This is a genomic window from Candidatus Accumulibacter necessarius (assembly GCF_036625085.1).
The window spans coordinates 82,297-106,941 of record NZ_JAZKUM010000007.1; the positions used below are offsets into that span (position 1 = coordinate 82,297).

At 63.3% G+C, this 24,645-nt stretch carries 26 protein-coding genes and 2 pseudogenes; 18 read left to right on the plus strand and 10 right to left on the minus strand.

The window, feature by feature from the left end; genetic code table 11:
- Positions 1-605: pseudogene (gene ureG, locus V5B44_RS18660) on the plus strand (urease accessory protein UreG); the annotation flags it as partial.
- A 237-nt stretch (positions 606-842) separates the two neighbouring features.
- Here the strand turns inward: ureG and V5B44_RS18665 are convergent.
- The 3 genes from V5B44_RS18665 to V5B44_RS18675 all read right to left on the minus strand — a co-directional run bounded on the left by V5B44_RS18665 (position 843) and on the right by V5B44_RS18675 (position 2,629).
- On the minus strand, positions 843-1,097 hold the full coding sequence (locus tag V5B44_RS18665) for a hypothetical protein (protein ID WP_332360518.1): 255 nt from the start codon (positions 1,095-1,097) through the stop codon (positions 843-845).
- A gap of 322 nt (positions 1,098-1,419) precedes the next feature.
- The gene (locus V5B44_RS18670; RefSeq protein WP_332360519.1) at positions 1,420-1,959 is read right to left on the minus strand and encodes a CIA30 family protein; all 540 of its coding nucleotides are present in this window, start codon (positions 1,957-1,959) and stop codon (positions 1,420-1,422) included.
- Positions 1,952-2,629: a lipocalin family protein gene (locus V5B44_RS18675; protein WP_434735482.1), complete on the minus strand. Its 678-nt coding sequence runs from the start codon at positions 2,627-2,629 to the stop codon at positions 1,952-1,954. The genes V5B44_RS18670 and V5B44_RS18675 overlap by 8 nt, the downstream gene beginning before the upstream one ends.
- 42 nt (positions 2,630-2,671) lie before the next feature.
- Here V5B44_RS18675 and thiS point away from each other — a divergent pair, with 42 nt between their 5' ends.
- From thiS to trmB, 3 genes are read left to right on the plus strand one after another with little or no spacing between them, the layout of a single operon-like run.
- Complete coding sequence (thiS, locus tag V5B44_RS18680) at positions 2,672-2,872, plus strand: sulfur carrier protein ThiS (protein ID WP_332360521.1); 201 nt, start codon at positions 2,672-2,674, stop codon at positions 2,870-2,872.
- 27 nt (positions 2,873-2,899) lie between these two features.
- Positions 2,900-3,694: a thiazole synthase gene (locus V5B44_RS18685; protein ID WP_287694195.1), complete on the plus strand. Its 795-nt coding sequence runs from the start codon at positions 2,900-2,902 to the stop codon at positions 3,692-3,694.
- A 20-nt stretch (positions 3,695-3,714) separates the two neighbouring features.
- Positions 3,715-4,440: a tRNA (guanosine(46)-N7)-methyltransferase TrmB gene (gene trmB / locus V5B44_RS18690; protein WP_332360526.1), complete on the plus strand. Its 726-nt coding sequence runs from the start codon at positions 3,715-3,717 to the stop codon at positions 4,438-4,440.
- Here trmB and V5B44_RS18695 read toward each other — a convergent pair.
- Positions 4,399-4,923 (minus strand): energy transducer TonB, encoded by a 525-nt coding sequence (locus V5B44_RS18695; protein WP_332360527.1) that lies wholly within the window; start codon positions 4,921-4,923, stop codon positions 4,399-4,401. The genes trmB and V5B44_RS18695 overlap by 42 nt on opposite strands.
- Positions 4,924-5,005: 82 nt before the next feature.
- Between V5B44_RS18695 and V5B44_RS18700 the strand changes: the two genes are divergently transcribed.
- A complete protein-coding gene (locus V5B44_RS18700) occupies positions 5,006-6,169 on the plus strand; it encodes an ankyrin repeat domain-containing protein (RefSeq protein WP_332360528.1) in 1,164 nt (387 codons plus the stop codon).
- Between the two features lie 54 nt (positions 6,170-6,223).
- Here the strand turns inward: V5B44_RS18700 and hemW are convergent, their stop codons facing one another.
- The 5 genes from hemW to V5B44_RS18725 are packed head-to-tail and all read right to left on the minus strand — an operon-like array spanning position 6,224 to position 10,674.
- Positions 6,224-7,477 carry a radical SAM family heme chaperone HemW gene (gene hemW / locus V5B44_RS18705; protein WP_332360529.1) on the minus strand — a complete coding sequence of 418 codons (1,254 nt, stop codon included), beginning with the start codon at positions 7,475-7,477 and terminating at the stop codon, positions 6,224-6,226.
- On the minus strand, positions 7,477-8,064 hold the full coding sequence (gene rdgB / locus V5B44_RS18710) for an RdgB/HAM1 family non-canonical purine NTP pyrophosphatase (RefSeq protein WP_332360530.1): 588 nt from the start codon (positions 8,062-8,064) through the stop codon (positions 7,477-7,479). The genes hemW and rdgB overlap by 1 nt, the downstream gene beginning before the upstream one ends.
- Complete coding sequence (gene rph / locus V5B44_RS18715; RefSeq protein WP_332360531.1) at positions 8,061-8,777, minus strand: ribonuclease PH; 717 nt, start codon at positions 8,775-8,777, stop codon at positions 8,061-8,063. Before rph ends, rdgB begins: the two co-directional genes overlap by 4 nt.
- Positions 8,778-8,785: 8 nt before the next feature.
- Entirely contained in the window at positions 8,786-9,706 is a 921-nt protein-coding gene (locus tag V5B44_RS18720) for a PP2C family protein-serine/threonine phosphatase (RefSeq protein ID WP_332360532.1), read from the minus strand.
- Entirely contained in the window at positions 9,703-10,674 is a 972-nt protein-coding gene (locus V5B44_RS18725; RefSeq protein ID WP_332360775.1) for a serine/threonine protein kinase, read from the minus strand. The genes V5B44_RS18720 and V5B44_RS18725 overlap by 4 nt, the downstream gene beginning before the upstream one ends.
- Positions 10,675-10,777: 103 nt before the next feature.
- Here V5B44_RS18725 and V5B44_RS18730 point away from each other — a divergent pair, with 103 nt between their 5' ends.
- Positions 10,778-11,644, plus strand: coding sequence for a YicC/YloC family endoribonuclease (locus V5B44_RS18730; RefSeq protein WP_332360533.1), 867 nt, complete (start codon positions 10,778-10,780; stop codon positions 11,642-11,644).
- Between the two features lie 27 nt (positions 11,645-11,671).
- Here V5B44_RS18730 and V5B44_RS18735 read toward each other — a convergent pair whose 3' ends face one another.
- The gene (locus V5B44_RS18735) at positions 11,672-12,028 is read right to left on the minus strand and encodes a hypothetical protein (RefSeq protein ID WP_332360535.1); all 357 of its coding nucleotides are present in this window, start codon (positions 12,026-12,028) and stop codon (positions 11,672-11,674) included.
- A 200-nt stretch (positions 12,029-12,228) separates the two neighbouring features.
- Here V5B44_RS18735 and gmk point away from each other — a divergent pair, with 200 nt between their 5' ends.
- From gmk to V5B44_RS18795, 12 genes and pseudogenes are all read left to right on the plus strand, one after another.
- Positions 12,229-12,840: a guanylate kinase gene (gene gmk, locus V5B44_RS18740; RefSeq protein ID WP_332360536.1), complete on the plus strand. Its 612-nt coding sequence runs from the start codon at positions 12,229-12,231 to the stop codon at positions 12,838-12,840.
- Between the two features lie 18 nt (positions 12,841-12,858).
- The gene (gene rpoZ / locus V5B44_RS18745; protein WP_287632475.1) at positions 12,859-13,065 is read left to right on the plus strand and encodes a DNA-directed RNA polymerase subunit omega; all 207 of its coding nucleotides are present in this window, start codon (positions 12,859-12,861) and stop codon (positions 13,063-13,065) included.
- Between the two features lie 27 nt (positions 13,066-13,092).
- Positions 13,093-15,297, plus strand: coding sequence for a RelA/SpoT family protein (locus V5B44_RS18750; RefSeq protein ID WP_332360538.1), 2,205 nt, complete (start codon positions 13,093-13,095; stop codon positions 15,295-15,297).
- Positions 15,294-16,529: a D-amino acid dehydrogenase gene (locus V5B44_RS18755; protein ID WP_332360540.1), complete on the plus strand. Its 1,236-nt coding sequence runs from the start codon at positions 15,294-15,296 to the stop codon at positions 16,527-16,529. The genes V5B44_RS18750 and V5B44_RS18755 overlap by 4 nt, the downstream gene beginning before the upstream one ends.
- A gap of 27 nt (positions 16,530-16,556) precedes the next feature.
- Positions 16,557-17,351, plus strand: coding sequence for an enoyl-CoA hydratase/isomerase family protein (locus V5B44_RS18760; protein WP_332360541.1), 795 nt, complete (start codon positions 16,557-16,559; stop codon positions 17,349-17,351).
- Between the two features lie 14 nt (positions 17,352-17,365).
- Positions 17,366-18,154: a TatD family hydrolase gene (locus tag V5B44_RS18765; protein ID WP_332360776.1), complete on the plus strand. Its 789-nt coding sequence runs from the start codon at positions 17,366-17,368 to the stop codon at positions 18,152-18,154.
- Positions 18,155-18,364: 210 nt separating this feature from the next.
- A complete protein-coding gene (rquA, locus tag V5B44_RS18770) occupies positions 18,365-19,111 on the plus strand; it encodes a rhodoquinone biosynthesis methyltransferase RquA (RefSeq protein WP_332360544.1) in 747 nt (248 codons plus the stop codon).
- A 95-nt stretch (positions 19,112-19,206) separates the two neighbouring features.
- Positions 19,207-20,994 (plus strand): fumarate reductase (quinol) flavoprotein subunit, encoded by a 1,788-nt coding sequence (gene frdA / locus V5B44_RS18775; protein ID WP_332360546.1) that lies wholly within the window; start codon positions 19,207-19,209, stop codon positions 20,992-20,994.
- Positions 20,987-21,742, plus strand: coding sequence for a succinate dehydrogenase/fumarate reductase iron-sulfur subunit (locus V5B44_RS18780; RefSeq protein ID WP_332360548.1), 756 nt, complete (start codon positions 20,987-20,989; stop codon positions 21,740-21,742). Before frdA ends, V5B44_RS18780 begins: the two co-directional genes overlap by 8 nt.
- On the plus strand, positions 21,739-22,137 hold the full coding sequence (locus V5B44_RS18785; RefSeq protein ID WP_332360550.1) for a fumarate reductase subunit C: 399 nt from the start codon (positions 21,739-21,741) through the stop codon (positions 22,135-22,137). The genes V5B44_RS18780 and V5B44_RS18785 overlap by 4 nt, the downstream gene beginning before the upstream one ends.
- Positions 22,134-22,502, plus strand: coding sequence for a fumarate reductase subunit FrdD (gene frdD / locus V5B44_RS18790; RefSeq protein WP_287632461.1), 369 nt, complete (start codon positions 22,134-22,136; stop codon positions 22,500-22,502). Before V5B44_RS18785 ends, frdD begins: the two co-directional genes overlap by 4 nt.
- A 199-nt stretch (positions 22,503-22,701) precedes the next feature.
- A pseudogene (locus V5B44_RS18795) lies at positions 22,702-24,576 on the plus strand (phospholipase effector Tle1 domain-containing protein); the annotation flags it as partial.
- Positions 24,577-24,645 lie beyond the last annotated feature (69 nt).

The window sequence follows — 24,645 nt, forward strand, 5'->3', positions numbered from 1 at the left end:
ATGAACCCACGACCCGCCCTGCGCATCGGCATCGGAGGCCCGGTCGGCTCCGGCAAGACCGCCCTCACCCTGGCTCTGTGCCTGGCCCTGCGCGACAAATACAGCCTCGGCGTGGTGACCAACGACATCTACACCGCCGAAGACGCCAAGTTCCTGGTGCAGCACGCCGCGTTGCCGCAGGAGCGCATCCTCGGCGTCGAAACCGGCGGTTGCCCGCATACCGCGATTCGCGAGGATGCCTCGATCAACCTCGAAGCCGTCGCCCGGCTGACCACGGCCTTCCCGGACATCGAGATCGTCTTCGTCGAGTCGGGCGGCGACAACCTGGCCGCGACCTTCAGCCCGAACTCTCCGACCTGACGATCTACGTCATCGACGTCGCCGCCGGTGACAAGATCCCGCGCAAGGGCGGGCCGGGGATCACCCGGTCCGACCTGCTGGTGATCAACAAGACCGATCTGGCGCCGATGGTTGGGGCTTCGCTGGAGGTGATGGAGCGCGACAGCCGAAGAATGCGCGGCGAGCGGCCGTTCGTTTTCAGCAACATGAAGACCGGGCAGGGGCTGGCGGAGATCATTGCCTTCATCGAGGAGCGCGGTCTGCTCCCGAGGTGGCCCCAGGGCATTTCGGGGACGCATTTCGGGGACAGTGTACTAAATATAGGGAAAGGCCAGCTGTACCCGTCGATCGTTGCCCGAGCAGAACTGAACAACGCCTGTGTCGGGGCACTGGTGGCGTTGCGCGGAGGAGTTTCGGCGACACGAGAATTTATTCAGTTAACCATACCGTCACCGAAATACAGTCCTACCGCCCGGACAGGCACCCGCCGTTTGCCAGGTGACCTATGTAGTCTGGGACGTCAGCTTTCTCGGTGACAGGCCTTGCGCGATCATTTCGGTTTCGAGCTTGATGCGCAGTATCAACAGGCCGCGCAGCGTTTGCCGGGCCTTGTCCTCGGCCCAGGTCGCGTGCGGTTCTTCAAGGCAGGCCTGGATGGCCGGCTGGTCGGCCAGATCGACGCCGCAGATGGCGGCGTAATGGATGATTTCGTGATCAAGCTCGTTCATTTCGTGGCTATCGTTTTCGAAGCCGTTCATGGCAATGGCGTCCAGGGGCGAGCCGGCATGGTCATCCCAGCACGCGCGCGGGTGTCGATCCCGCTGTGATTCCGTTTCGTCATCATGCCTCCTCCTTGTTTGCTCGCCAGCTTGCCGGTCTGCGCGTGGCCTCGCGCAGGGTGGCCGGGAACTCCGGGTATCAGGTCCGGCTTTCGCCAGCGCAAAGGAAATCGCTCTTTGCAGCAACTGGCCGGCAGCGAAGGTGCCGACGCCAAAGTCCTCTGCCGTCCCGGGCCCGATCCAGAACGGGGATCTGCACTCACCGCGCGCAGTCACCGCGCGATGCCGCGCCTCTCGCCGATTATAGCGACCCTGGCGCTTCGGCGCGTAGCCAGCGAATCGAGAGCTTGAAACTGCCCGCCTGCCGGTCGGCGATCATCAGGCCCACGCGGCGCATTCGCGCCGGGTCCAGTGGTGGCGCGTCTACCGGGCGGCCGCGATGGCGGGCGGTGAAATCGGCGATGGCCAGTACGATCTCGCTCCACTCACCGGCAGGAGGCGAAAATACGGCCTGGTAACTGGGCCCGTCGTAGGCGTCGTCGGTGCGCAGATTCAGTTTGTAGCGTCGCCCGTCGCCACGCACTGCGAGACGGAAGGTCCGTGCGCCAGGCGCCGAGTAATCGTCAGGCGCCGTACGGACCGAGGCGAAGCCGCCGTTGTTGGCCAGCGAGACGCTGCCGGTGAAGTCGGCATGGCCGGCGGCCGCAAACAGCAGCTGACTGCTGGACAGGCCACCCATCACGGCATCGTCGACCGCCGACCAGGCCAGGACACTGGCGGGGGTGTCAAGAGCGACCAGCAGCCGGCTGTCGGCGGCTGGTGACCGCCGCGCCTCAGGCATCGGGTCGATCCTGCCCGACCCAGATCAGTCGGCTGATATCGAAACCCAGTTGCTTCGCTTTGGCCAGCAGTTGCTCGCGGACTGCGGGCGGCAGGTGGCGCTCGCGGGACAGTATCCACAGATAGTCACGGCTCGGCCCGACCACCAGCGACCAGCGGTACTCTTGCTCGTCAAGCGCCGCGATGTGGTAACCGCCATAGAAGGGGCCGAAAAACGACACCTTGAGCGAGCCCTGCGTCGCGTCGCCAATCATCAGCGCCTTGCCGACCGCCTCCTTCCAGGCGCCCTTTTCCGCGCTGTAGCCGCGGTTGACCACCTCGACGCTGCCGTCCGGCTGCAGGCGATACTGCGCCGATACATCGCTGAGGCCACGTTCGAAGGAATGGTCGATGCGCGCGATCTCGTACCATTTGCCAAGGTAGCGGTCGAGCTGGAAGTGCCTGACCGGGGTGATGCCTTCCGGGACGCTGGTGCAGGCAGCGAGCAACAGCAGCGGAAGGCAGAGGAGCAGCTGGCGAAGGAGGCGCATGGTTGCAGGCTCGCTGATGGCGTAAGGTGCGAGCAGTATACTCAACTGCAGGCGGAAGCCGGCCCGGTCGTCCACGCCAGCCTTGCCAAAGTCGTTCCCGGTGGCGATCGTCCGCGAGCCCCTTGCCCTGATTGATTTCAAGGCCGGGGTTCGCCTGCCGCCGCGTGTTAAAATTCCGTCCCCATGGAACTCCTGATCAATGGCGAAAGCCGCCAATTTGCCTCGCCGCTGACGGTCGCCGAACTCGTGGTGGCCCTGAACCATGCTGGCAAGCGGATCGCCGTCGAACGTAACGGCGAGATCGTTCCGCGTGGTCGGCACGGCGAAACGGTGCTGGCCGATGGTGACCGGATCGAGATCGTCGTTGCCGTCGGTGGCGGCTGAACCTCATTGACTAGCCGAGAAGAGAACATGCCATCCTCCCCACATAGCCTGACGGTTGCCGGCAGGACCTACCGTTCCCGTCTTCTCGTCGGGACCGGCAAGTACAAGGATTTCGCCGAAACACGGGCGGCAATCGATGCCTCGGGCGCGGAGATCGTCACCGTGGCCATTCGTCGCACCAACATCGGCCAGAACGCCGGCGAGCCGAACCTGCTCGACGTGTTGCCGCCGTCGCAATTCACCATCCTGCCCAATACTGCCGGCTGCTACACCGCTGCCGAGGCAGTGCGGACCCTGCGCCTGGCGCGCGAGCTGCTCGACGGGCATGCGCTGTGCAAGCTGGAAGTCCTCGGTGATCCGACCAATCTCTTCCCGAACATGCCGGAAACGCTGCAGGCGGCGGAAACGCTGGTCAGGGAGGGTTTTGCGGTGATGGTCTACTGTGCTGACGATCCGATCCAGGCAAAAATGCTCGAGGACATCGGCTGCGTTGCGGTGATGCCACTGGCCTCGCTGATCGGTTCCGGCATGGGCATCGTCAATCCCTGGAACCTGCGCCTGATCATCGACAACGCGAAAGTCCCGGTGCTGGTCGACGCAGGTGTCGGCACGGCCTCGGATGCGGCGATCGCCATGGAACTGGGTTGCGATGGCGTGCTGATGAACACCGCCATTGCCCACGCCCGCGATCCCCTGCTGATGGCGAGCGCGATGAAAAAAGCGGTCGAAGCGGGGCGCGAGGCCTTTCTTGCCGGGCGCATGCCGCGCAAGTACTACTCGGCCGACCCCTCCTCGCCGACGACCGGTTTGATCGGCTCGTAGGCATGGCTGGCCAGGAGACCGTGTACACTGCCGGTCGCGCCGGGCACATCCGCAGTTTCGTGCGTCGCCAGGGGCGGGTCTCAAATGCTCAGCAGCGCTATCACGAAGAGATGATGGTCAGCATCGGCATTCCCTACAGCGCGACGCGGGTCGATCTTGACGCGCTGTTCGGGCGTGCGGCGCCGCGGATTGTCGAAATCGGTTTCGGCATGGGCGAGACCTCGGCGGCAATTGCCGCGGCGCACCCGGAGAACGACTACCTCGGCATCGAAGTGCATACGCCAGGCGTCGGCAGCCTGTGCAAACTGGTTGCCGAACTGGGTCTGCAGAATTTGCGCATCATCCAGCACGATGCGGTCGAGGTTCTGCGCGACATGCTTGGGCCGGCTTCGCTGGCCGGGGTGCACCTCTTTTTTCCCGATCCCTGGCCGAAAAAGCGTCATCACAAACGGCGCCTGCTGCAACCGGCTTTCCTTGCCTTACTGGCTCGTCGCCTGCGGCCAGGGGGTTACATTCATTGCGCCACAGACTGGGAAGATTACGCGCAGCAGATGTTGGCCGTGCTGACAGCCGAGAGCCTGCTGGAGAATACGGCGATCGGCTACGCGCCGCGCCCCGACTATCGCCCGCTGACCAAGTTCGAACAGCGTGGCCTGCGACTCGGGCACGGTGTTTGGGACCTGGTCTTTCGCCGGCGGCCGGAGTCACTCCAGACGGAAGACGACCGGCAGGATCAGCTCGCGTGACTGGACCCAGTTGACCTTGCCCATCGCGTAGGCGGCCTTGACGGCGGCCTGGTCGAGGATCGCATGGCCGCTGCTGGCGGCGATGCTCACGTCGCTAATGTGGCCGTCGTCGGAGACGCGCAGCAGCAGGCGAACCTCTCCTTCGAGGCCGCGTGCGACGGCGTCGGGCGGGTAGTACACATGCTGCGACAGTTTGCGCCTGGCGGCGTCGACCTGGCGTTTTGCCGCGGCTTGGCTGAGGGGTGGCCCGGCGGGCGGGGTTGGGCGGGTCGTGGGAGGCGGTTTGACGGCTGGCGGGTCAGCGCGGAGGGTGTCCTTCAGCATCGGATCCTCAACGCGTGGCGGCGTCTTCGCCGGCTGGCGCAGCGACGCCTCGAGTGGCGGCTGTGCCGGCGGGGGAGCGAACCTGACGGCGTCCCCGAACAGCACGACGGCGTGCAGGGTGAGCGAGAGGGCAAGGGCAAGGATCAGGCGAGACGGCATGAGCGTGACATTGTGAAGCAAAACCGGGCAGGCGGCACGGGAAGGACGCTGGCTTGCCGTGATGTCGGAAGGGAGGACGCGTGTGAGGCATTTGATCGGAAGACTCGGCAGATGGGTGTTGCTCGCCAGCTGCCTGCTTGCTGCCCCGCTATGGGCCGAGGTCCCGGACCCGATTACCTTTGGATATGCGGTCGAACGTGGCGACCTGCGCCGGGTCAAAGGCTGGCTTGACGAAGGGCTGAGTCCGGAATACGAGGCGGCGCATATCGGTACCGGCCTGATGGTTGCCGCCTGGTATGGCCACATCGAGATGATGGCGCTGTTCGTCGAACGGGGGGCCGACCTGCGGCGCAGCAATCGCAATGGCGAACAAGCCTTGCAACTGGCGGCCTGGGGCGGGCATCTGGAGGCAGTGAAATGGCTGATCGAGCACGGAGCGCCGCTCGAGCGTGAGGACAAGCAGTGGGGAGCGTTACATTACGCGGTCTTCAATGGCCACGAAAAGGTCGTCAGCGACCTGATGGCGCGGGGCGCCAACGTCAATGCGCGGGCGCCGAACGGCGCCACACCGCTGATGCTCGCCGCTCGCGAGGGTCACGAACGTCTGGCGCGGGTGCTGCTCGAAGCGGGCGCCAATACCCGCTCCGAGAGCGACTGGGGTGATACGGCGCTGACCATGGCCATGCGCTATAACCACCTGCGTCTGGCCAAGATGATTTCATCACCGGAGGAGTTTGCGATTGCGGTCAAGGCGCCGCCGGAGAGTTTCGGCGAAGCGACCCGCTCGGCGGTGGCACCGAGCCCGATTGAGGCGATCCTGCGAGAGATTCGCGCGGCGGAGGCCGAAGGGCGGCCAAGTGAGGAATTGCACCGGAAGCTGCGCGTCGCGGTCAATGACCTGCGGCGTGTCAACTCGGTGCCGCTGGCGCAGCGCCCGATGCCACGCCCGTATGTGCCGCGGTCGATGGTCATCACCGCCCGTCGTGCGCAGCCCGGTGCCGAGCGGGCGCAGGTGGTGGTAGACGGCGGCGCTGCCGCGCCCGTTGTCGCGGCGCAAGGCGCCGGCAGCTCGGCTGCCGCAGCCGGGAAGGCACCGAACCAGATCGCCGCTGCCAAAGAGCGCAGCCAAGCGGCAGCGCGGGCGTCGGACTTGCTGAGGCAGATTCGTCTCGCCGAGGCGCAGGGGCGGCCAGCCGATGAGCTTCGGCAACAGCTCTATCAGGCGGTCGAGGCGATGAAACCGTGACGGCTGCCCGGCCGCATCGCCGGCGCCTGCACCACCTGCCGCGGGCGGCAAGGCTCAGCTCCGGTCAACCAGGAAGCGCTGCAGTAATTGATTGAGAAAGCGTCGGCCGTGATCGCTTGGCGCGATGTGCTGTCCGTGGCGTCTGATCAGGCCCTCCCTTGCGGCCTGTCGCAGTTCGCTTTCGATGCTGATCAGGGGCAGCGAGGTACGCACCTCGAACAGCTGCGCGTCGAAACCCTGAACGAGGCGCAGCGCGTTGAGCATGAACTCGAAAGGCAGATCCGCGGCCTTGACGGCGAACTCCTCCTGGACCGGCGTGCCGGCCGCGACTTGCGCCAGGTACTGCTCGGGCCCCTTCCAGCGCATCTGGCGCAGGACGCGATCGTGCAGGGTCAGCTTGCTGTGGGCGCCTGCTCCGATACCCAGGTAGTCGCCGAAATGCCAGTAGTTGAGGTTGTGCCGGCACTGCTGGCCAGTCTGTGCGAAAGCCGAGGTTTCGTAGTGCAGGTAGCCGGCTTCGGCCAGCCTCGCCTCGATGGCATCCTGCATGTCGGCACAGAGGTCGGGTTCGGGCACGGTCGGAGGGCTGTCCGCAAAGGCGGTGTTGGCTTCGATCGTCAATTGATAGCAGGACAGGTGTGCCGGCGCGAACGAGAGCGCGGCGTCGATGTCCTCGAGTGCCTCGGCAAGCGTCTGCCCGGGGAGGCCGTACATCAGATCCAGATTGACATTCCCGAAATGTGTGCCGGCAAGCTCGATCGCCTGCCTGGCTTCACGATCGTCGTGGATGCGGCCGATTGCCTTGAGGTGCCGCGGATTGAAACTCTGGATGCCAAGCGACAGACGGTTGACGCCAGCGGCGTGAAAGGCCGCAAATTTTCCGGCTTCGACGGTTCCCGGATTGGCTTCCAGCGTGATCTCGGCCTCAGGCAGAAACGGCAGGCGACTGCGCAAGGCCGCCAGGAGCTGATCGAGTCCCTCGCCCGAGAGCAGGCTGGGGGTGCCACCGCCGAAAAAGACGCTGTGTACCCGGCGACCCCAGACCAGCGGCAGTGCCGACTCCAGGTCGGCAATCAGGGCGGTCAGGTAGTCGTCTTCGGGGATCGTCGCCGGCCTTCGCGCAGCATCTTGGCCAGCCGGCAGTGCATGCGAGTTGAAGTCGCAGTAGGGACACTTCTGCACGCACCACGGAACATGGACGTAAAGCGACAGCGGCGGCGGGTTGCGGAATTGCAGTTGGCTGGGGTTTGCGGCCGCCGGCCGCCAGGCAAGCAGCGGAATGACCGTGCGCTCCCCGCTGCCCGCCATCAGCGCCGCGCTTGCAGGCGCTCGACGAGGCGGGCCAGCGCCTGACCGCGATGTGAACGGCGGTTTTTCTCCGCCGCGTCGAGTTCCGCCGCGGTCTTGTCAAGCTCTCGGATGTAGAACAGGGGATCGTAGCCAAAGCCATCGTCACCGCGTGCTGCCGACAGGATTTCCCCGTCCCATTCGCCCTCGGCGATGATCGGTTGCGGATCTTCGGCATGGCGAACAAGGACAATGACCGAGACGAAATGTGCCGTGCGGCGATCACTGTCGCCAAGTTCAGCCAGCAGCTTCTGGTTGTTGCGGGCATCCGACCTGGGTTCGCCGGCATAGCGTGCAGACTGTACGCCAGGTGCGCCGCCGAAAGCGTCGACACACAGGCCCGAGTCGTCGGCCAGCGCGGGCAGGCCACTCAGCCGCGAGGCGTGGCGGGCCTTGGTGAGGGCGTTTTCGACGAAGCTGCAGTGTGGCTCCTCGGCCTCGGGGATGCCAAGTTCGCCCTGCGGAACGAGTTCCCAGCCCAGCGGCGCGAGAATTGCGTCGAGTTCCTTCAATTTCTTGGCGTTATTGGAGGCGAGGACGAGTTTCATTGGGTGAGGGCTGCCTGCTGGTGGTTGATCAACTGGTGGATGCCGGCCTGTGCCAGATCGAGCAACTGGTTCATCTGCGTGCGCGTGAAGGGCTCGCCCTCAGCCGTTCCCTGGACCTCGACAAGGCCTCCCGCGCCAGTCATCACGACGTTCATGTCGGTGTCGCAGTGGGCGTCTTCCGCATAGTCGAGGTCGAGAACGGCTAATCCTTCGTAGATCCCGACCGACACCGCGGCGACCTGATCACGAAGCGGGTTGCCGGCGATCCTGCCATTGCTCAGCAGTTGCGCACAGGCGTCGTTGAGCGCCAGCCAGGCGCCGGTGATCGCCGCGCAGCGCGTGCCGCCGTCGGCCTGGAGGACATCGCAATCGAGGGTGATCTGGCGTTCACCCAGCGCCTTGAGGTCGGTCACCGCACGCAGGGCGCGACCAATCAAGCGCTGGATTTCCTGGGTACGGCCGCTCTGCTTGCCTTTGGCTGCCTCACGTCCGCTGCGGGTGTGCGTCGAGCGTGGCAACATGCCGTACTCGGCGGTGACCCAGCCCTGTCCGCTGCCGCGCAGAAAGGGGGGTACGGACTCCTCGACGCTGGCCGTGCACAGCACCCGGGTGTCGCCGAGTTCGATCAGCACCGACCCTTCGGCGTGGCGTGTGAAGTGGCGGGTGATTCGCAAGGGGCGCAGCTGCGACGGTTGGCGGTGGCTGGGGCGCATGCGAATTCCTACTTGGAGTACTTCTGGATGGTCGAGCGGATCTCTTCGATGGCGAGTTCGATCTCCTCTTCGGTGAGCTCTGTCTTGCGGCTCGGGTGGCGCCCGAATTCGTCGAGTTTCGTGGTCACCGTGTCTCGTGGCATTGTCTTGGTCGATATCAGACCGCTGCCAGCACTGCTCTCATCGGCGTAGGTGTCGGCCCACCGTACGGCGATGATCGACAGGTTGTCGGCATGGGGGCCGCCGCGCGCTTCGGCCTCGTCAATCAGCGCCGGCACTGCACGCATCAGATCGGCGGATTTCAGAGCGGCGGCCAGAATGTCGCCGGGCAGCCCGCTCCAGACGCCGTCCGTGCACAGGACCAGGACGTCGCCCGCTGTCAGCGTCGTCTTGCGCGAATACTCGATCTCGGGCGTTTGCTGACCACCCAGGCAACCGTAGATCTTGTTGCGGTCGGGGTGCACGGTCATCTGTTCTTCGCTGATTACTCCCTGATCGACCAGCAGCCGTACGCGCGAGTGGTCCCGGGTCTGGGCCAGCGCCTTGCCGTTGCGCAGCAGATAGAGCCGTGAATCACCGGAGTGTGCCCAGTAGGCGACGTTGTTCTGCACGATGCAGGCGACGCAGGTGGTGCGCGGCGAATCGAGGAGGTGATGCTTGCCGGCAAAGTCGAGGATTCCATGATGCGCGTTGAGCATGCCCTTCTGCAGAAACAGGAAGGGGTCACGGATTCGCGGCCTGGACTCATTCGGGAAGGCCTCGGTCAGGGTCTGCACCGCGATCTGGGCGGCTACCTCGCCGTAGTAGTGACCGCCCATGCCGTCGGCAACGACCATCAGCAAGGCTTCGCGCGAATAGCAGTAGGCCACCCGGTCTTCGTTGTTGGCACGCTTGCCAGTCCGGGATTCCTGGTAGATGGTGAATTTCATGCGTCCCTGGTTCTCTTGAGTCTGCCGACCACCTGTTGCAGCAAGGTCACCTTCTCCCGTGCTGGTGTTGATGGCGGTAGCGGCGGTGGCGCGACGACGGCTTCGGTGAGCGCCTTCTGCAGTGCGAAGACGCTTTGCGGACGATAGCGATGATTCAGGCACAGGCACCAGTCGATTGTTTCGAGCAACTGGTCGGAGTACTGTCCTTCCCAACGGACCATTGCCGGTACCATGCGATCCTTTTCCAGGCGGTCGTTGGCCGGCTGTGGCGTGTTGCCTGAAATACAGGCATACATCGAAGCGCCGACGCTGTAGATGTCGCTCCATGGACCAAGCAAATCCCGCTGGTGGTAATGCTCTGGGGAGGCAAAGCCTGGCGTGTACATCGGCTTCAGCATCGGCGTGTCGCAAGCCAGGGTCTGACGAGCTGCGCCGAAGTCGATCAGGACCGGGATGTGATTGTTGCGCATGTAGACGTTTGACGGCTTGAGGTCGAGGTGCAGCAGTCGGTGTGAATGGACCTCGCGCAGGCCGTTGAGCATCTTGGTAAATACGTTGCGAATGAAGTTTTCGGTCACCGCGGATCGGTTGCCCTGAATCACTTCCTGCAGCGTGCGACCTTGCTCGTATTCCATGACCATGTAGACCGTCTCGTTGGCACGGAAAAAGTTCAACACCCGGATCACATTGGGGTGAGAAAGGCCCGCCAGCGCCCGACCCTCTTCGAAAAAGCACTTCATGCCATAGCGGAAAGCCGGCAGGTGATCGTCGGAGATGATCGGTGTCGTCCCTCCCTCGTTGCGCAAGGCGAGGGTATTGGGCAGGTACTCCTTGATCGCGACGCGCTTTCCCTGACTGTCGGTTGCGACGTAGACGATCGAAAAGCCCCCCAGCGATAGCTGGTGCTCGATGCAATAGTCGTCGAGTTGGAAACCGGCGGGAAGGGGTTGGTTCGCTTGTTGCGACATCCGTGTCAAGGCTATCATTGAGGTTTGCAGGCATTGTCCGGGTTTTCGGGGTGGGCTGTAAAGCTGCCTGCTGAACCGCACCAGTCCACACGTCAGGATTTCAATGATATTCAGCATGACCGGCTATGCGGCCAGGACGCGCGCCGTCAAGGGCGGCGCGTTGCACATCGAGTTGAAGAGCGTTAACTCACGATATCTCGATTGCGTCTTTCGCGTCTGTGACGAATTGCGCATCGCTGAGCCGGCGCTACGCGAGATGTTTGGCGCGCAGCTTGCGCGTGGCAAGCTCGAATGTCGCCTCAGTTTCATTTCGGCCGTCTGCAGTGGGCAGCAACTGAGTCTTAACGCCGAGTTGCTCGAACGTCTCAACGACTTCGACACCCAGGTCCGCCAGGTCCTGCCGCTCGCCGCTCCGCTGGCTGTCAATGACGTGTTGCACTGGCCAGGCATCTTCGGTGATGAGGCCGTGGATATCGGGACCGTGGTTCCTGCCTGTCTGGCGCTGGCCGGTGAGGCGCTTGCCGACTTTGCCGCCAGCCGGGCTCGCGAGGGAGAAAAACTCGCTGCGGTGATCATGCAACGGGTTGGCCATATCCGGGCGCTCGTGAGCGAAGTCGAGCCGCGTATCCCGGCGGCGCAGACAGCGTTCAACGAGAAGCTCAGACAGCGTCTGCTGGACGCCGTGCAGGCGGTCGACGACGAGCGCATCCGACAGGAGGTGGCCGTCTTCGCCGCCCGGATTGACGTCTCCGAGGAACTGGCGCGGCTATCGACTCATCTGGATGAGGTGGAGCGCGTGCTCACGGCCGGGGGGGCTTGTGGCAAGCGCCTCGACTTCCTGATGCAGGAGCTCAATCGCGAAGCCAACACCCTGGGTTCCAAGTCGCTGGTCGCAGAAGTCTCCCGGACTGCGATCGAGTTCAAGCTACTGATCGAACAGATGCGCGAGCAGGTGCAGAATCTGGAGTAGGCGATCTCCTTTGGTCGCCGGGCAGCGCTACTTGGTGATCGCCGTGTTGCGACCCGAGAACTGGTCACTCAGGCGAAAAGCGGCGTCACTGAAGTTTCCCAGCGGCTTCTCGGTACAGTAGCGATTGACGTACTGCTCGACCGTCCCGCTCGAAATGGCAGATACCTGTTGGCTCTGGTTGGCGTAGTTGTGGCCGGTGAGGACACCGCGGACCCAGGAGACATAGAGCGCGCGCTGCTCGGCGTCGGCTTTCGAGGCGGACCAGGCACGGCACGACATGTCGTCAAAACCGACGATCTTGAGTGGCACTGCAGCGCCGACATTGGTTGCCGCGATCGCCGCAAGCAGCAAAGCGGTCGTCTGCATCAGCTTCCATCGGGACATTCAGTTGCTCCTCGCCAGGTGAAGGTATCCAGTGCGCAATTCTCGTCGCTAAAGCACGGCCAGTCCATGCCCGATCCCGGCAGAGTCATGCCGCGGCGCGGAAATACTCTCCGGCTGTCTGCTGTCGGTGGTGCTGATGGCGCTGGCACGTAGCGCTGTCGCAGGTACAATTGTGGCCTGCCATCGACTGACCAGCCACCATGATCGGACATCTTTACATCGTTACCGCGCCATCCGGTGCTGGCAAGACAACGCTGGTGCGATTGCTGCTGGCGAACGATCCGGCAATCCGCGTGTCAGTCTCTCACAGTACGCGCGCGCCTCGTGTGGGGGAGAGGGATGGCCTGGAGTACCATTTCGTTGGCGTGGATGATTTTCTCGAAAAGGTCCGCAATGATGACTTTCTCGAATGGGCAGAGGTGCACGGCAACTATTATGGTACTTCAAGAAGCGGCATCGAAACGGACCTGCTTGCCGGCCAGGACGTCTTGCTGGAGATTGACTGGCAGGGGGCGGAGCAGGTGCGGGCAGTGTTTCCGTCGGCGATTGGTGTGTTCGTCCTGCCACCATCGCTCGACGAGCTCGAGCGTCGTCTTTGCGCACGTGCCACGGATAGTGCGGAAACGATCGCCCGTCGCGTCGCGGCGGCACGCGAAGAGATGCGCCATGTGGCCGAATTCGACTATGTTATTATCAACGATGACCTGCAGCGCGCGCTGCAGGACCTGTTGGCCGTGGTGCGCGCCGAGCGCCTCCGTTACGCCGCGCAGCGCCAGCGCCATCCCATCCTGTTTGAAGCAACCACGCGCTGACTCTTTTGGGAGATTTGCATGGCAAGAGTGACCGTAGACGACTGTCTGCACCGTATTCCGAACCGTTTCCAGATGACCCTGGCAGCCACTTACCGCGCCCGTCAGATTACCGCTGGCGCCTCGCCTTTGATTGATGCTGGCCGGGACAAGCCGACAGTGATCGCCCTGCGCGAAATTGCCGGTGGCAGGGTTGGCCTGGAAGTCCTCAATCGCGGTCAGGCTTGAGCTTGGCGGCACAGGCAGTGCGTGATCATGGATCCGGTTACTGCTGAAAGCCTGACGGCAGAAATGCCGGTGGTTGACAACGCCCCTGAGCATCCTGATCCCGAGGACGATCCGGCTTACCGGGTCTTCATCGACAGCCTCGTCTACCTGCCGCCGGAGGAAATCGAGCGGGTCCGCGCGGCGTATCTGTTCAGCGAGGAGGCGCATCGCGGGCAGATGCGTTTGTCGGGAGAACCCTACATCACGCATCCCCTGGCCGTGGCCGGCGCGATCGCCGAGTGGCAGATGGATGTGGAAGGGGTAGTCGCTGCGCTGTTGCACGACGTGATGGAGGATACGTCGGTTGGCAAGAGCGAGATTGCCGAACGTTTTGGCAGGCCGGTTGCGGATCTCGTCGACGGCTTGTCTAAGCTCGACAAGATCGAGTTCCAGTCCCACGAAGAGGCGCAGGCAGAGAACTTCCGCAAGATGCTGATGGCCATGGCGCGTGATTTGCGTGTGGTCTTGATCAAGCTTGCCGATCGTCATCACAACCTGCAGACGATGGCAGCCGTCCGCGCCGACAAGCGTCGCCGCATCGCGCGCGAAACGCTGGAGATTTACGCGCCGATCGCCAACCGGCTTGGTCTCAACAAGCTCTTCCGCGAGTTGCAGGATCTCTCCTTCCAGCTCATCTATCCGATGCGCGCGCGGGTTCTTGGACGCGCTCTCAAGGCGGCGCGCGGCAACCGCCGCGAGCTGTTGTCGCGGATTCTCGAAGGCATCAAGGGCAGGCTGCGTGAGGCAGGCGTAGAGGCGCAGGTGTTTGGTCGTGCGAAGAGCCTGTATTCGATCTATCGCAAGATGCTCGACAAGCGGCTCTCCTTTTCGCAGGTTCTCGACGTATACGGTTTTCGCGTCGTGGTGAAGGATGTGCCCACCGCCTACCTCGCCCTTGGTGCGCTGCACGGGCTTTACAAACCGGTGCCGGGAAAGTTCAAGGACTACATCGCCGTCCCGAAGCCCAATGGTTACCAGTCGCTGCATACGACAGTGATCGGTCCGCATGGCACCCCGTTCGAGTTGCAGATTCGCACCGAAGCGATGGACAACGTGGCGCAGGAAGGCATTGCCTCGCACTGGCTGTACAAGGACAGCGAGGACCTCGGAGTCGACCTGCAGCAGAAAACCACCAAGTGGCTTCACTCGCTACTCGATCTGCAGAGTGCGACCGGTGATTCGACCGAGTTTTTCGAGCACGTCAAGGTGGATCTCTTTCCGCACGAGATCTACGTGTTTACGCCGAAGGGCAAGATCATCGCCCTGCCACGCGGTGCGACGGCAGTCGACCTGGCGTACGCGATTCACTCCGATATCGGCAATCACTGTATTGCGGCGCATGTCAATTTCAAGCCGATGTCCCTGGTCGACGAACTGACGAACGGTGATCGCGTCGAGATTGTGACCTCTGCCGACGCGCATCCCAGCCAGGACTGGCTCAGCTCGGTCAAGACCGGGCGCGCGCGCAGCAAGATCCGCCATTACCTGAAAGCCGCGCACCATGACGAATCGACGGCACTCGGCGAAAAAATGCTGAATCAGGAGTTGCGGGCGCTGGGCGTGGCCGCTTCCGAGCTGCCGGTTTCCAGCTGGAAGAACGTGCTTCGTGACTCCGGCAACAAGTTGATCAAGGAGGTGTATGCCGACATTGGCCTGGGTTTTCGCATGGCCGGGGTTGTCGCTCGTCGCTTGCTGGCACGCGAGGATGCGCCGCAGCCGACCGACAGGCCACCAGCCGCACTGGTCATTCGCGGCAGCGAAGGCATGGCTGTGCAGTTCGCGCCCTGTTGTCAGCCGATTCCCGGGGATCCGATCATCGGCTCGATCTGGAAGGGCAAGGGTCTGGTCATCCATACGCATGATTGTCCTGCCATCCGAAAGGCGCGCCACGTCAAACCGACGAAGTGGATTGACGTTGAGTGGGAGCCGGAGCCCGGCAAACTGTTCAGCGTGCGCCTGCTGATCATGGTGCAGAACACGGTTGGCGTGTTGGGGCGGATTGCCACCGAGATATCACGTTCCGGAACAAACATCGAGCACGTCAACATGGAAGAGAAGCGTCCCGGAGTTCATACGACGCTGCGTTTCACGGTGCAGGTGGCCAGTCGCACTGCTCTGGCGCGCCTCATGCGCAGTGTCCGCCGCATTCCGGAGGTGGCGCGCATTTCTCGGGATCAGGGGCTGACTGCTTGAAGGTTCTGGTAATCGGCGCCGGTGTCGTTGGCGTCACCAGTGCCTGGTACCTCGCCAGGGCAGGACATCAGGTGACGGTGCTTGACCGCCAGGCCGCGGCTGGACTGGAAACGAGCTTTGCCAATGGTGGTCAGATTTCCGTCTCGCACGCCGAACCCTGGGCGAACCCGCACGCCCCGCTGCGTGCTCTGGCCTGGATGCGGCGCGAGGATGCGCCGCTGCTGTTCCGGCTGCGCTGGGACGCTGCGCTGCTGGACTGGAGTCTGCGCTTCCTGCGCGAATGCACGGCCCGGCGAGCGCGCGACAACATGCGCCAGATAGTCACCCTGGCTTTGTACAGCCGTCGCCAGTTGCAGGCGCTGCGCGCTGAAGCCTCGCTCGCCTACGATCATCTCGAACGTGGCATCCTGCACGTCTACACTGATCGCAGCGAGTTCTCGACGGCCATCAAGGCCGCCGCTGTGATGCGCGAGTTTGGGTGCGAGCGTCGAACGGTGACGGTCGATGAGTGTCTCGCCATTGAACCGGCACTCGCGCCGGCGAAGCGGCTGCTGGTCGGCGGAGACTTTACGGCCGACGACGAGTCCGGCGATGCCCATCGCTTCACTCAGCAGCTGGCCAGCCGGTGCGCGGCGCGGGGGGTTGTTTTTCGTTACGGCATCACGGTCGAGCGGCTGAGCCTTGTCGGTGGCCGGGTGGCCGGGGTGGTGGCGGCCGGTGAGGTGCATGCGGCCGATGCCTATGTCGCTGCCTTGGGCAGTTATACGCCGCTGTTGCTGCGCCCCCTCGGCCTACGCTTGCCCGTCTACCCGGCGAAGGGTTATTCGGCCACTGTGCCGCTCGCCGCCGACAGCATCGCGCCGAGCGTCAGTCTCACCGACGATGGCCACAAGCTCGTCTTTTCGCGTCTTGGCCAACGCCTGCGAATCGCCGGTACGGCCGAATTCAATGGCTACAATACGGAACTCAATGCCGTGCGTTGCCGCGCCTTGATAGAGAGGGCGAACGAGCTTTTTCCGGCTTTGCGGCCGGCGGGCGAGGTTGAGTTCTGGTGCGGGCTGCGCCCGGCAACGCCGTCCAACGTGCCACTGATCGGCCGTTCGGCAGTTCCTAATCTTTACATCAACACCGGCCACGGGACGCTCGGCTGGACGATGGCCTGTGGCTCGGGTGCCGCGCTGGCCGACATCGTCAGCGGCCGTTCGCCCGAGCCGCCCTTTCGCTTCCTTTGAGTCCGTGCAGGCGGTACAGGAGACAGCATGAGCACAGTCCTTTACGAGCTGAGTGACCACGTCGCCACGCTCACCCTCAACCGGCCACAGTCGCTCAACGCGCTCAACCTGGCGATGATCGAAGATCTGCGCCAGATGAGCGCGCGCGCCGCCTTCGACCCGGCAGTGCGCGCGGTCGTCCTGCGCGGGGCTGGCGATCATTTCATGGCCGGTGGTGACCTCAAATGGTTTCGTGAACAGCTGGCCCTGTCGCCGCAGGAGCGGCAACTGCGCTTCGAGGAGATGATCGCCGCCGTGCATGCGTCGATCCTCAACCTCAAGGGCATGGGCAAGCCAGCAATCGCTGCCGTGCATGGGGCCGTGGCCGGCTTCGGCATGTCGTTGATGATGGCCTGCGATCTGGTCGTCGCCGCCGACAACGCCTACTTCACGCTGGCCTACAGCAACATCGCGCTGTCGCCGGATGGCGGCGCCACCTGGTCCCTGCCACGGCAGGTCGGCCTCAAGCAGGCGATGGAGATTGCCCTCCTGGGTGACCGCTTCGATGCTGCACGGGCGCTCGATCTGGGTCTCCTCAATCGCGTCGTACCGCTGGCGCAGCTGCCGGTAGCGACGCAGGCACTGGCGCAGCGGCTGGCCGCCGGGCCGGCGGCTGCCTTGGCGCGCACCAAAGCCTTGCTCAACCAGTCGCTGGCGGCCTCGCTGGAGACGCAGTTGCACGCTGAGCAACGGGCTTTTGCCGCCTGTGGCGCCCATCCGGACTTCAACGAGGGGCTGGCGGCTTTCTTCGAGCGTCGGCCGGCGTCGTACGATCGAGGCTGATGCCGTGCAATGCAATGCTGATTGACACCCATTGCCACCTCGCCGCAGCCGATTTTGCCGCTGATCGGGACGCCGTGGCGGCGGCGGCGCGAGCGGCCGGGGTCGCGAGAATCGTCATTCCGGCGGTCGATGCGGCGAGCTTCGCCGAGGTGCGCGACTGTTGCACGAGTCATGTCGGCTGCGTCCCCGCTTACGGTATCCATCCGCTTTACGTCCAGCAGGCCGACGAGACCGACCTCGATGCCTTGCGCGGGTGGCTGCAGCGCGCTGCAGCGGGGCCGGATCCGCCAGTTGCGCTGGGGGAGATCGGTCTCGACTTCTTTGTTGCCGAGCCGGATGTCGCGCGGCAGGAGCGTTTCTTCGTCGAACAACTGAGAATTGCCCGTGATGCCGATCTGCCGGTGCTCTTGCACGTCCGTCGCTCAGTCGATCAGGTGCTCAAATATCTGCGCCGGATCCGCGTGCCGGGCGGCATCGCGCATGCCTTCAATGGCAGTCGTCAGCAGGCGGAAGAGTTCATCAGGCTGGGCTTTCGGCTCGGCTTCGGCGGTGCGCTGACCTACAGCGGATCGACACGCATCCGCCAGCTGGCGGCATCGCTGCCGCTGGCGTCGATCGTGCTCGAAACCGACGCTCCGGACATGCCTCCGGCCTGGCTGGCGGGGGGCCGCAACACACCGCTGGAGTTGCCGCGGATCAACCAGGTGCTGGCGGAGTTGCGCGGCATCGACGCCAGTGAGCTGGCAAGTGCGACCGCGGCCAACGCCCAGTCCGCGCTGCCTCGGTTGCGTTCGCCCGATTGATCGGGTAGGGTACGGCCTGACGGCTTCGGGCTGCGCAGTTTCCGTGCCGCTCGGCGGGGAGGTCAAGGCAAAAGCAGGGCATCAGGACGGAACTTGTCCGACCACCGCGTGACCAAGCGTGACCAAATCAGGAATCTTGTCCAGGCTTGTCGGGCTCCAGGGCCATCTTGCCGAATGCGAACCTTCTCTTCGTTAATAATGAAAAACAGCTTGGATCCACCGGTCGCCACCTGCGCGGCTGTCAAGAAAGCCCTGCCAGCCATTCCTCAGTATCTGCAAGCGCATTACTGGTGGGCCTACGTCCATCCGCGCGCGGTACATGTTTTCGAGCGCCAGTGGCTGGTGAATCTGATCCTCTGGGGTAACTACAAACGGTTGTGCAACGCCGTGCTGCATGATTTCGGTCACCATCTGCCCGGCCGCACGCTGCAGATCGCCTGTGCCTACGGCGACCTGACGCCGCGGCTGGTCGACTGTGTGGCGGCCGGGGGCTTGCTGGAGGTGGTGGATATCCTGCCGATCCAGTTGGAGAACCTGGCCAGCAAGCTTGGCGGTGACGCGCCCTGCAAGCTGCATTGCATGGATTCGGCGGCGCTGGCTTTTGCCGACGCGAGCTTTGACCGGGCCCTGCTGTTCTTTCTGCTGCACGAGCAGCCACAAGCGGTACGCGAAAGGACGCTGGCCGAGGCGCTGCGGGTGGTCCGTCCTGGCGGCACCTTGACCATCGTCGACTATGCTCCGCCAAGCCGTTTCAACCCCCTGCGCTATTTCTGGAAGCCGGTTCTCGACCGGCTGGAACCCTTTGCCCGTGACCTCTTCAGTGAAGAGGTCGCTGCCTGGTTGCCAAAGGACGGGCGCTTCGTCGCCGTCAGCAAGCAGCGTTTTTTTGGTGGGATGTATCAGATGTTGACGCTCAAGGTTGCGGAAAGAGGCAGAGACCAGCAGCCTGGCGATTAAATTACCCGGCCTCGCCGCAGTCCGCTCGGCACTCGGCGGGGTCTTCTCGGATGTTGATCGCGACCGGCGGTGTGCGGCGCGAGAAAGGATCAAGCGTGGAGATATACAAGGCAGATGTGGTGATCGTGGGCGGCGGCGGCGCAGGCCTGCGGGCGGCAATCGCCGTCGCAGAGTCTGATCCGGGGCTGAAGATTGCGCTGGTTTCGAAGGTCTATCCGATGCGCAGCCACACGGTGGCCGCCGAAGGCGGGTCGGCCGGTGTCAAGCAGGCGACTGACAGCCTGGAGTATCACTTCAACGACACCGTTCACGGCGGTGACTGGCTGTGTGAGCAGGACGTCGTCGACTACTTCGTGGCGCACTGCACGGAAGAACTGACACAGTTGGAGCACTGGGGATGTCCGTGGAGCCGGACGCCGGATGGCCATGTCAATGTGCGCGCTTTCGGCGGCATGAAGATCGAGCGGACCTGGTTCGCCGCCGACAAGACCGGCTTTCACATGCTGCACACCCTTTTCCAGACGTCGATCAAGTATCCGTCGATCAAGCGCTTCGACGAGCATTTCTGCGTCGATCTGGTGGTCGAGGACGGCCGTGTCCAGGGTGTGGTCGCGATCGAGATCGCCTCGGGAGAGTTCACACTGGTCGAGGCTCGCTCGGTGGTCATCGCCACAGGCGGTGCCGGCCGGGTGTTCCGCGAGAACACCAACGGCGGCGTGGTGACCGGCGACGGCATGGCGCTGGCCTACCGCCATGGCGTGCCTCTGCGCGACATGGAGTTCGTCCAGTACCACCCGACCTGTATGCCCGGCACCGGTCTGTTGTTTACCGAGGCATGTCGTGGTGAAGGCGGCTTCCTGGTAAACAAGGACGGCTACCGCTATCTGCAGGATTATGGTCTCGGACCGGCCGAACCGACACCGCGCAACAAGGCGATGGAACTCGGACCTCGCGATCGTCTCAGCCAAGCGTTCTGGTATGAGCAGCAGAAGGGCCGCACGATCGAAGGGCAGCACGGATCGGTGGTGCACCTCGACCTTCGCCATCTCGGCGAGGAGAAACTGCGCGAGCGCCTGCCGCAGATCTACGAACTGGCGGAACAGTTCATGGGCGTCGATCCGGCACGCGCGCCGATACCGGTTCGGCCGGCGGTACATTACACGATGGGGGGAATCCTCGTCGACGGTCACTGCGCCGCCCCCCTGCCAGGACTCTACGCGGCCGGGGAATGCTCCAGCGTCGGCATTCATGGTGCCAACCGGCTGGGATCCAATTCGCTGTCCGAACTCCTCGTCTTCGGCAAGGTGGCGGGGGTGGAGGCCGCCCGTTTCGCCAAGTCGGTGGCGCCGGGGAATTCGGCGAACCTGCTCAAGCAGGCGCAGGCGGTCGAGCAGCGAGTTCTTGCCCTGAAGAAGAAAACCGGCGGCAGCGAACGTATCGCTACGCTGCGCAAGGAAATGGCGCAGACCATGGAGGATGGCTGCGGCATCTATCGGCTTGCGGAGACGATGCAGCAGACCTGCGACAAGCTCGACGAACTCAAGGCGCGCTTCAGGAACGTCAATCTCGAGGACAAGTCGAGCGTCTGGAACACCGAATGGCTGCTGGCCATCGAGCTCGAGTACCAGCTCGATGTGGCGCAGACGATGGCGTATTCGGCCATCAACCGGCGCGAATCCCGCGGCGCCCATCAGCGGCTTGACGGATTCGAACAGCGCGATGATGTCAACTTCCTGAAACATTCGCAGGCGCACTATGTCGCCGGCGGCGCGCCCCGCATCGATTACGGTTCCGTCAAGATCACCAAGTCGCAGCCGGGCACCCGTGCCTACGGTGCTGCAGGCGAAAAGGCCGAGCAGGAAAGGAAGGCGTCCCATGTCTGAAACCCAGAAGACAATCGAGATCGAGGTTCTGCGCTATCACCCGGAGAAGGACAAGGAACCTCACCAGCAGGTTTTCGAGGTGCCATTCACTGACGACATGTCGGTCCTGCAGGGCGTGCAGTACATCAAGGATTACCTCGATGGCTCACTGAGCTTTCGCTGGTCGTGCCGGATGGCCATTTGCGGCAGTTGTGGCATGATGATCAACGGCATTCCGAGCCTGTCGTGCCAGACTTTCCTGCGTGATTACTACCCGGCGCGGGTGCGCGTCGAAGCGCTGTCACATTTCCCGATCGAGCGCGATCTGGTGATCAATATGGATGGCTTCATCGACAAGCTCGAGAGCATCCAGCCCTACATCATTCCGAAGGAACCGCGCACGCTGGCCGAGGGCGAGTATCTGCAGACGCCGGAGCAGCTCGCTGCCTACGAGCAGTTCAGCTCGTGCATCAACTGCCTGCTGTGCTACGCCGCCTGTCCGCAGTTCGGTCTCAACTCCAGCTTCATCGGACCGGCGGCGACCGCCCTGCTGCACCGCTACAACGTCGACTCGCGCGATGGTGGCAAGGCCGAGCGCATGGAACTGATCAACTCCGAAGAAGGGGTGTTCAACTGCACGGCGGTGGGTTACTGCTCTGAAGTCTGTCCGAAGCATGTCGACCCGGCGAATGCGGTCAACCAGAACAAGACCAACGCCGCTGCCGACTATTTTCTTCGTTTTCTCGGCCCGAAGGGAGGTGCCAAGTGAGCGCGCGTCGTCCCTATGTTCGCTCGATGGACGGTTGGTGGCGGAAAAATCCGTTTTTTGTCGAGTACATGATTCACGAGGGCACAGCCCTCTTCGTCGCGGCCTACGCCGGGGTGTTGTTGACCGGAGTGTACCGCCTGTCGCAGGGTGAGGCGGCCTGGAATTCCTGGCTGGCTGCCTTGCAGAGCCCTTGGTACATAATCTTCCACCTTCTCGCTCTGGTCGCCCTGACCTACCATACCTACACTTGGTTCAAGATCATGCCGCGCACCATGCCGCCGCTGGTCATTGGCGGCAAGCGCCAGCCGGGATGGGTGATCACCGCCGGCGGTCTCGCGGCTGCCGCCGCGGCGTGTCTCGGTCTGCTCGCTCTGGTATGGGGGATGGCGCGATGAAAGCTCCTTTGAAACGTTCCAACGCACCGATCTTCTGGGCCCTGTTCGGAGCTGGCGGCATGCTTTCGGCGCTCCTCGGGCCGATGCTGGTGTTCATCACCGGTCTGGCCATTCCGCTCGGATTCCTTCTGCCAGCGGACACCATGAGCTACCCGCGCATGCTGGCCTTCGCCCAGAACTTCATTGGCAAGGGGTTCATCTTTGCGATCATTGCCCTTTTCCTTTGGCACGCCGCGCACCGTATCTTTCACAGCCTGCACGACATCGGCATCCACGCCGGTACCGGTGCCAAGCTGATCTGTTACGGTTCGGCCATGCTGGGAACACTGGTCGCCGCCTACGCCTTGTTGGCGATCGGCTTTTAGGCGATTAACACCGCCGTGACCTGATGCCCTGGCCAGCACGCCGCATCACTCGTCGTGCTGGCCTGTTGCCGTTGCATTTCCGAGGCTATCCCAAACCAAACCACGAGTGCGGTATGCTTGTCGGTTCAAGTCCGGTGCGTGCCGATCCAACCGATGTCGCGCGCATCCGGTGGCAACGGGCTGGCAACAAGGAGAAGCGATGGCCAAGCAGATAGTGGTTTGCATGGATGGCACCTGGAACGACCCCATTGAGCAGACCAATGTATACCGATTATTTGAGATGCTGCCCGGCGAGGAGCAGCAGGTCGAGGAAAACGGACCGATCCGCTCGCATCTCGTCAAGAGCGGCGAGCGGCTCGCCGCCTTCTATCTGGAAAGCATCGGCAACGGTGGCCGGACCCAGGGAGTACTCGGCGGCACGCAGGGAATCGGTTTGCACGACAGCATGATCGACGCCTATCTATTGATCTCTCAGGTCTATCAGCGGGGCGACAAAATATGGCTTTTTGGTTTCTCGCGCGGCGCCTGGGCCGCCCGTAGTCTGGGGGCATTCATTGCCTACTCAGGCCTGATCGCGGCGGTCGATGCCGATAACGACGGAGCGGCCGACGAAGCCGAAAAAATCTGGCTTGGCTATAAGGAAGGTCGTGGCAAGAAGCGCGGTGATCGCTTCTGGAAGTATCACGACGAAATCCCCATGCGCATGATCGGTGTCTGGGATACCGTCGGCAAGTTGGGCGTGCCGCTATTCAGCGGCCTGCGCCTGGTCGACCGGGACGAACTTCGCTTCCTGGCTTTCAGCAACGGCGAACTCAGTCCGCGCGTCGAGCACGGTCGCCAGGCCCTGGCCATTGACGAGGAACGCGCCGACTTTCCACCGACGTTGTGGGAGGAGCGCGAGGGTATCAAACAGGTCTGGTTCGCGGGCGCGCATGCCGATGTCGGGGGCGGCTACGAAAGCCACGGCCTCTCGGACATTGCGCTGGAATGGATGATGCAGGAGGTTAACGATCTTGATGCCGGCCTGCGGCTCTTGCCCAGTCAACTCAGCCAGGCGCTGGCGCCCGACGGCCTGGAGGACAGGCACGATGAAACCCGTGGGCCGGTTTGGCGGACGCGCCCGGACGACAAACGCAAGATCCCCGACAATGCCGAGCTCCATCCCAGCGTTCTGGAGCGGCTGCGGCAGCGGGCCGATTACCGACCGAAGGCCCTCGAAGATGTTGCGGCTTGCGTCGACTTCTACCGGGAGGACGAGCCGCGTCCCGAAGAGCAGTTGCAGCAGGAGCGGGAAGCACTGCCATTCCGCAAGCTGCCGGTGGATGGTTCGACGCGCTTCCCGGCCTATGCCCACAAATGGTGGAACGCCTCGGGCGTCGAAGTCGACGTGGGCGAACGATATCGCATTGAGGCCAGCGGCGCCTGGATCGACAAGGTGACGCCCGCGGGTGCCGACGGTTATCAATCAAAGGCGTGGCTCAGTCACCTCGCGGAAGGTAGCCGGCGCCTGGAAGAACGCCCATGGTTTTCACTGGTCGCGGCCATTCATTCCCGCCCCGACCTCGAGGCCAACAACCCTGACTCGGAGAACCTGCTGACCGGGTTGATCGAAAGCGCCGTGCACGGCGTGGCGCGCATCGACGACGAAAGCAGCCTCATCGCCACTCCGAACGGCTGTGAAATAGAGATCATCGAACCGGGTTTTCTGTACTTTTTTGCCAACGACTCGTCGTTTGCCTACGGCGATAACAGTGGCTTTTTGACCGTCGAGGTGACCCGCCTCCCCTGGTTGGCTGAACTCGACCAGAAACTAGCGCCAACACCTCAATCAGTCCCCGGCAGCCTTGAACTGAAACTTTACTTCAGTCCCGGAACCAGCTCGCTGGCGCCACACATCGCCCTGCACGAGGCTGGTCTCGACTTCAACCTAGTCCGCGTCGACATCCGCGAGCGAAGGCTGGCCGACGGCAGCGACTTTGACGCCATCAACCCCAAGGGCTACGTACCGGTACTCGAACTTGACGATGGCGTCTATCTGACTGAAGTCCTGGCCATCGTGCAATACATCGCCGACCGCATCCCGGAGAGTGGCCTGGCACCACGGCCCTACACGCTAGAGCGTTACCAGTTGCAGGAGTGGCTC

Coding starts and splice junctions, on each gene's coding strand:
- V5B44_RS18750 (WP_332360538.1), top strand. CDS start 13,093: ATGGATCCGGTTACTGCTGAAAGCCTGACGGCAGAAATGCCGGTGGTT.
- thiS (WP_332360521.1), top strand. CDS start 2,672: ATGGAACTCCTGATCAATGGCGAAAGCCGCCAATTTGCCTCGCCGCTG.
- gmk (WP_332360536.1), top strand. CDS start 12,229: ATGATCGGACATCTTTACATCGTTACCGCGCCATCCGGTGCTGGCAAG.
- V5B44_RS18760 (WP_332360541.1), top strand. CDS start 16,557: ATGAGCACAGTCCTTTACGAGCTGAGTGACCACGTCGCCACGCTCACC.
- hemW (WP_332360529.1), bottom strand. CDS start 7,477: ATGGCGGGCAGCGGGGAGCGCACGGTCATTCCGCTGCTTGCCTGGCGG.
- V5B44_RS18765 (WP_332360776.1), top strand. CDS start 17,366: ATGCTGATTGACACCCATTGCCACCTCGCCGCAGCCGATTTTGCCGCT.
- V5B44_RS18780 (WP_332360548.1), top strand. CDS start 20,987: ATGTCTGAAACCCAGAAGACAATCGAGATCGAGGTTCTGCGCTATCAC.
- V5B44_RS18670 (WP_332360519.1), bottom strand. CDS start 1,959: ATGCCTGAGGCGCGGCGGTCACCAGCCGCCGACAGCCGGCTGCTGGTC.
- V5B44_RS18665 (WP_332360518.1), bottom strand. CDS start 1,097: ATGAACGGCTTCGAAAACGATAGCCACGAAATGAACGAGCTTGATCAC.
- frdD (WP_287632461.1), top strand. CDS start 22,134: ATGAAAGCTCCTTTGAAACGTTCCAACGCACCGATCTTCTGGGCCCTG.
- rph (WP_332360531.1), bottom strand. CDS start 8,777: ATGCGCCCCAGCCACCGCCAACCGTCGCAGCTGCGCCCCTTGCGAATC.
- V5B44_RS18725 (WP_332360775.1), bottom strand. CDS start 10,674: ATGTCGCAACAAGCGAACCAACCCCTTCCCGCCGGTTTCCAACTCGAC.
- rpoZ (WP_287632475.1), top strand. CDS start 12,859: ATGGCAAGAGTGACCGTAGACGACTGTCTGCACCGTATTCCGAACCGT.
- V5B44_RS18685 (WP_287694195.1), top strand. CDS start 2,900: ATGCCATCCTCCCCACATAGCCTGACGGTTGCCGGCAGGACCTACCGT.
- V5B44_RS18720 (WP_332360532.1), bottom strand. CDS start 9,706: ATGAAATTCACCATCTACCAGGAATCCCGGACTGGCAAGCGTGCCAAC.
- V5B44_RS18730 (WP_332360533.1), top strand. CDS start 10,778: ATGATATTCAGCATGACCGGCTATGCGGCCAGGACGCGCGCCGTCAAG.
- V5B44_RS18735 (WP_332360535.1), bottom strand. CDS start 12,028: ATGTCCCGATGGAAGCTGATGCAGACGACCGCTTTGCTGCTTGCGGCG.
- V5B44_RS18695 (WP_332360527.1), bottom strand. CDS start 4,923: ATGCCGTCTCGCCTGATCCTTGCCCTTGCCCTCTCGCTCACCCTGCAC.
- rdgB (WP_332360530.1), bottom strand. CDS start 8,064: ATGAAACTCGTCCTCGCCTCCAATAACGCCAAGAAATTGAAGGAACTC.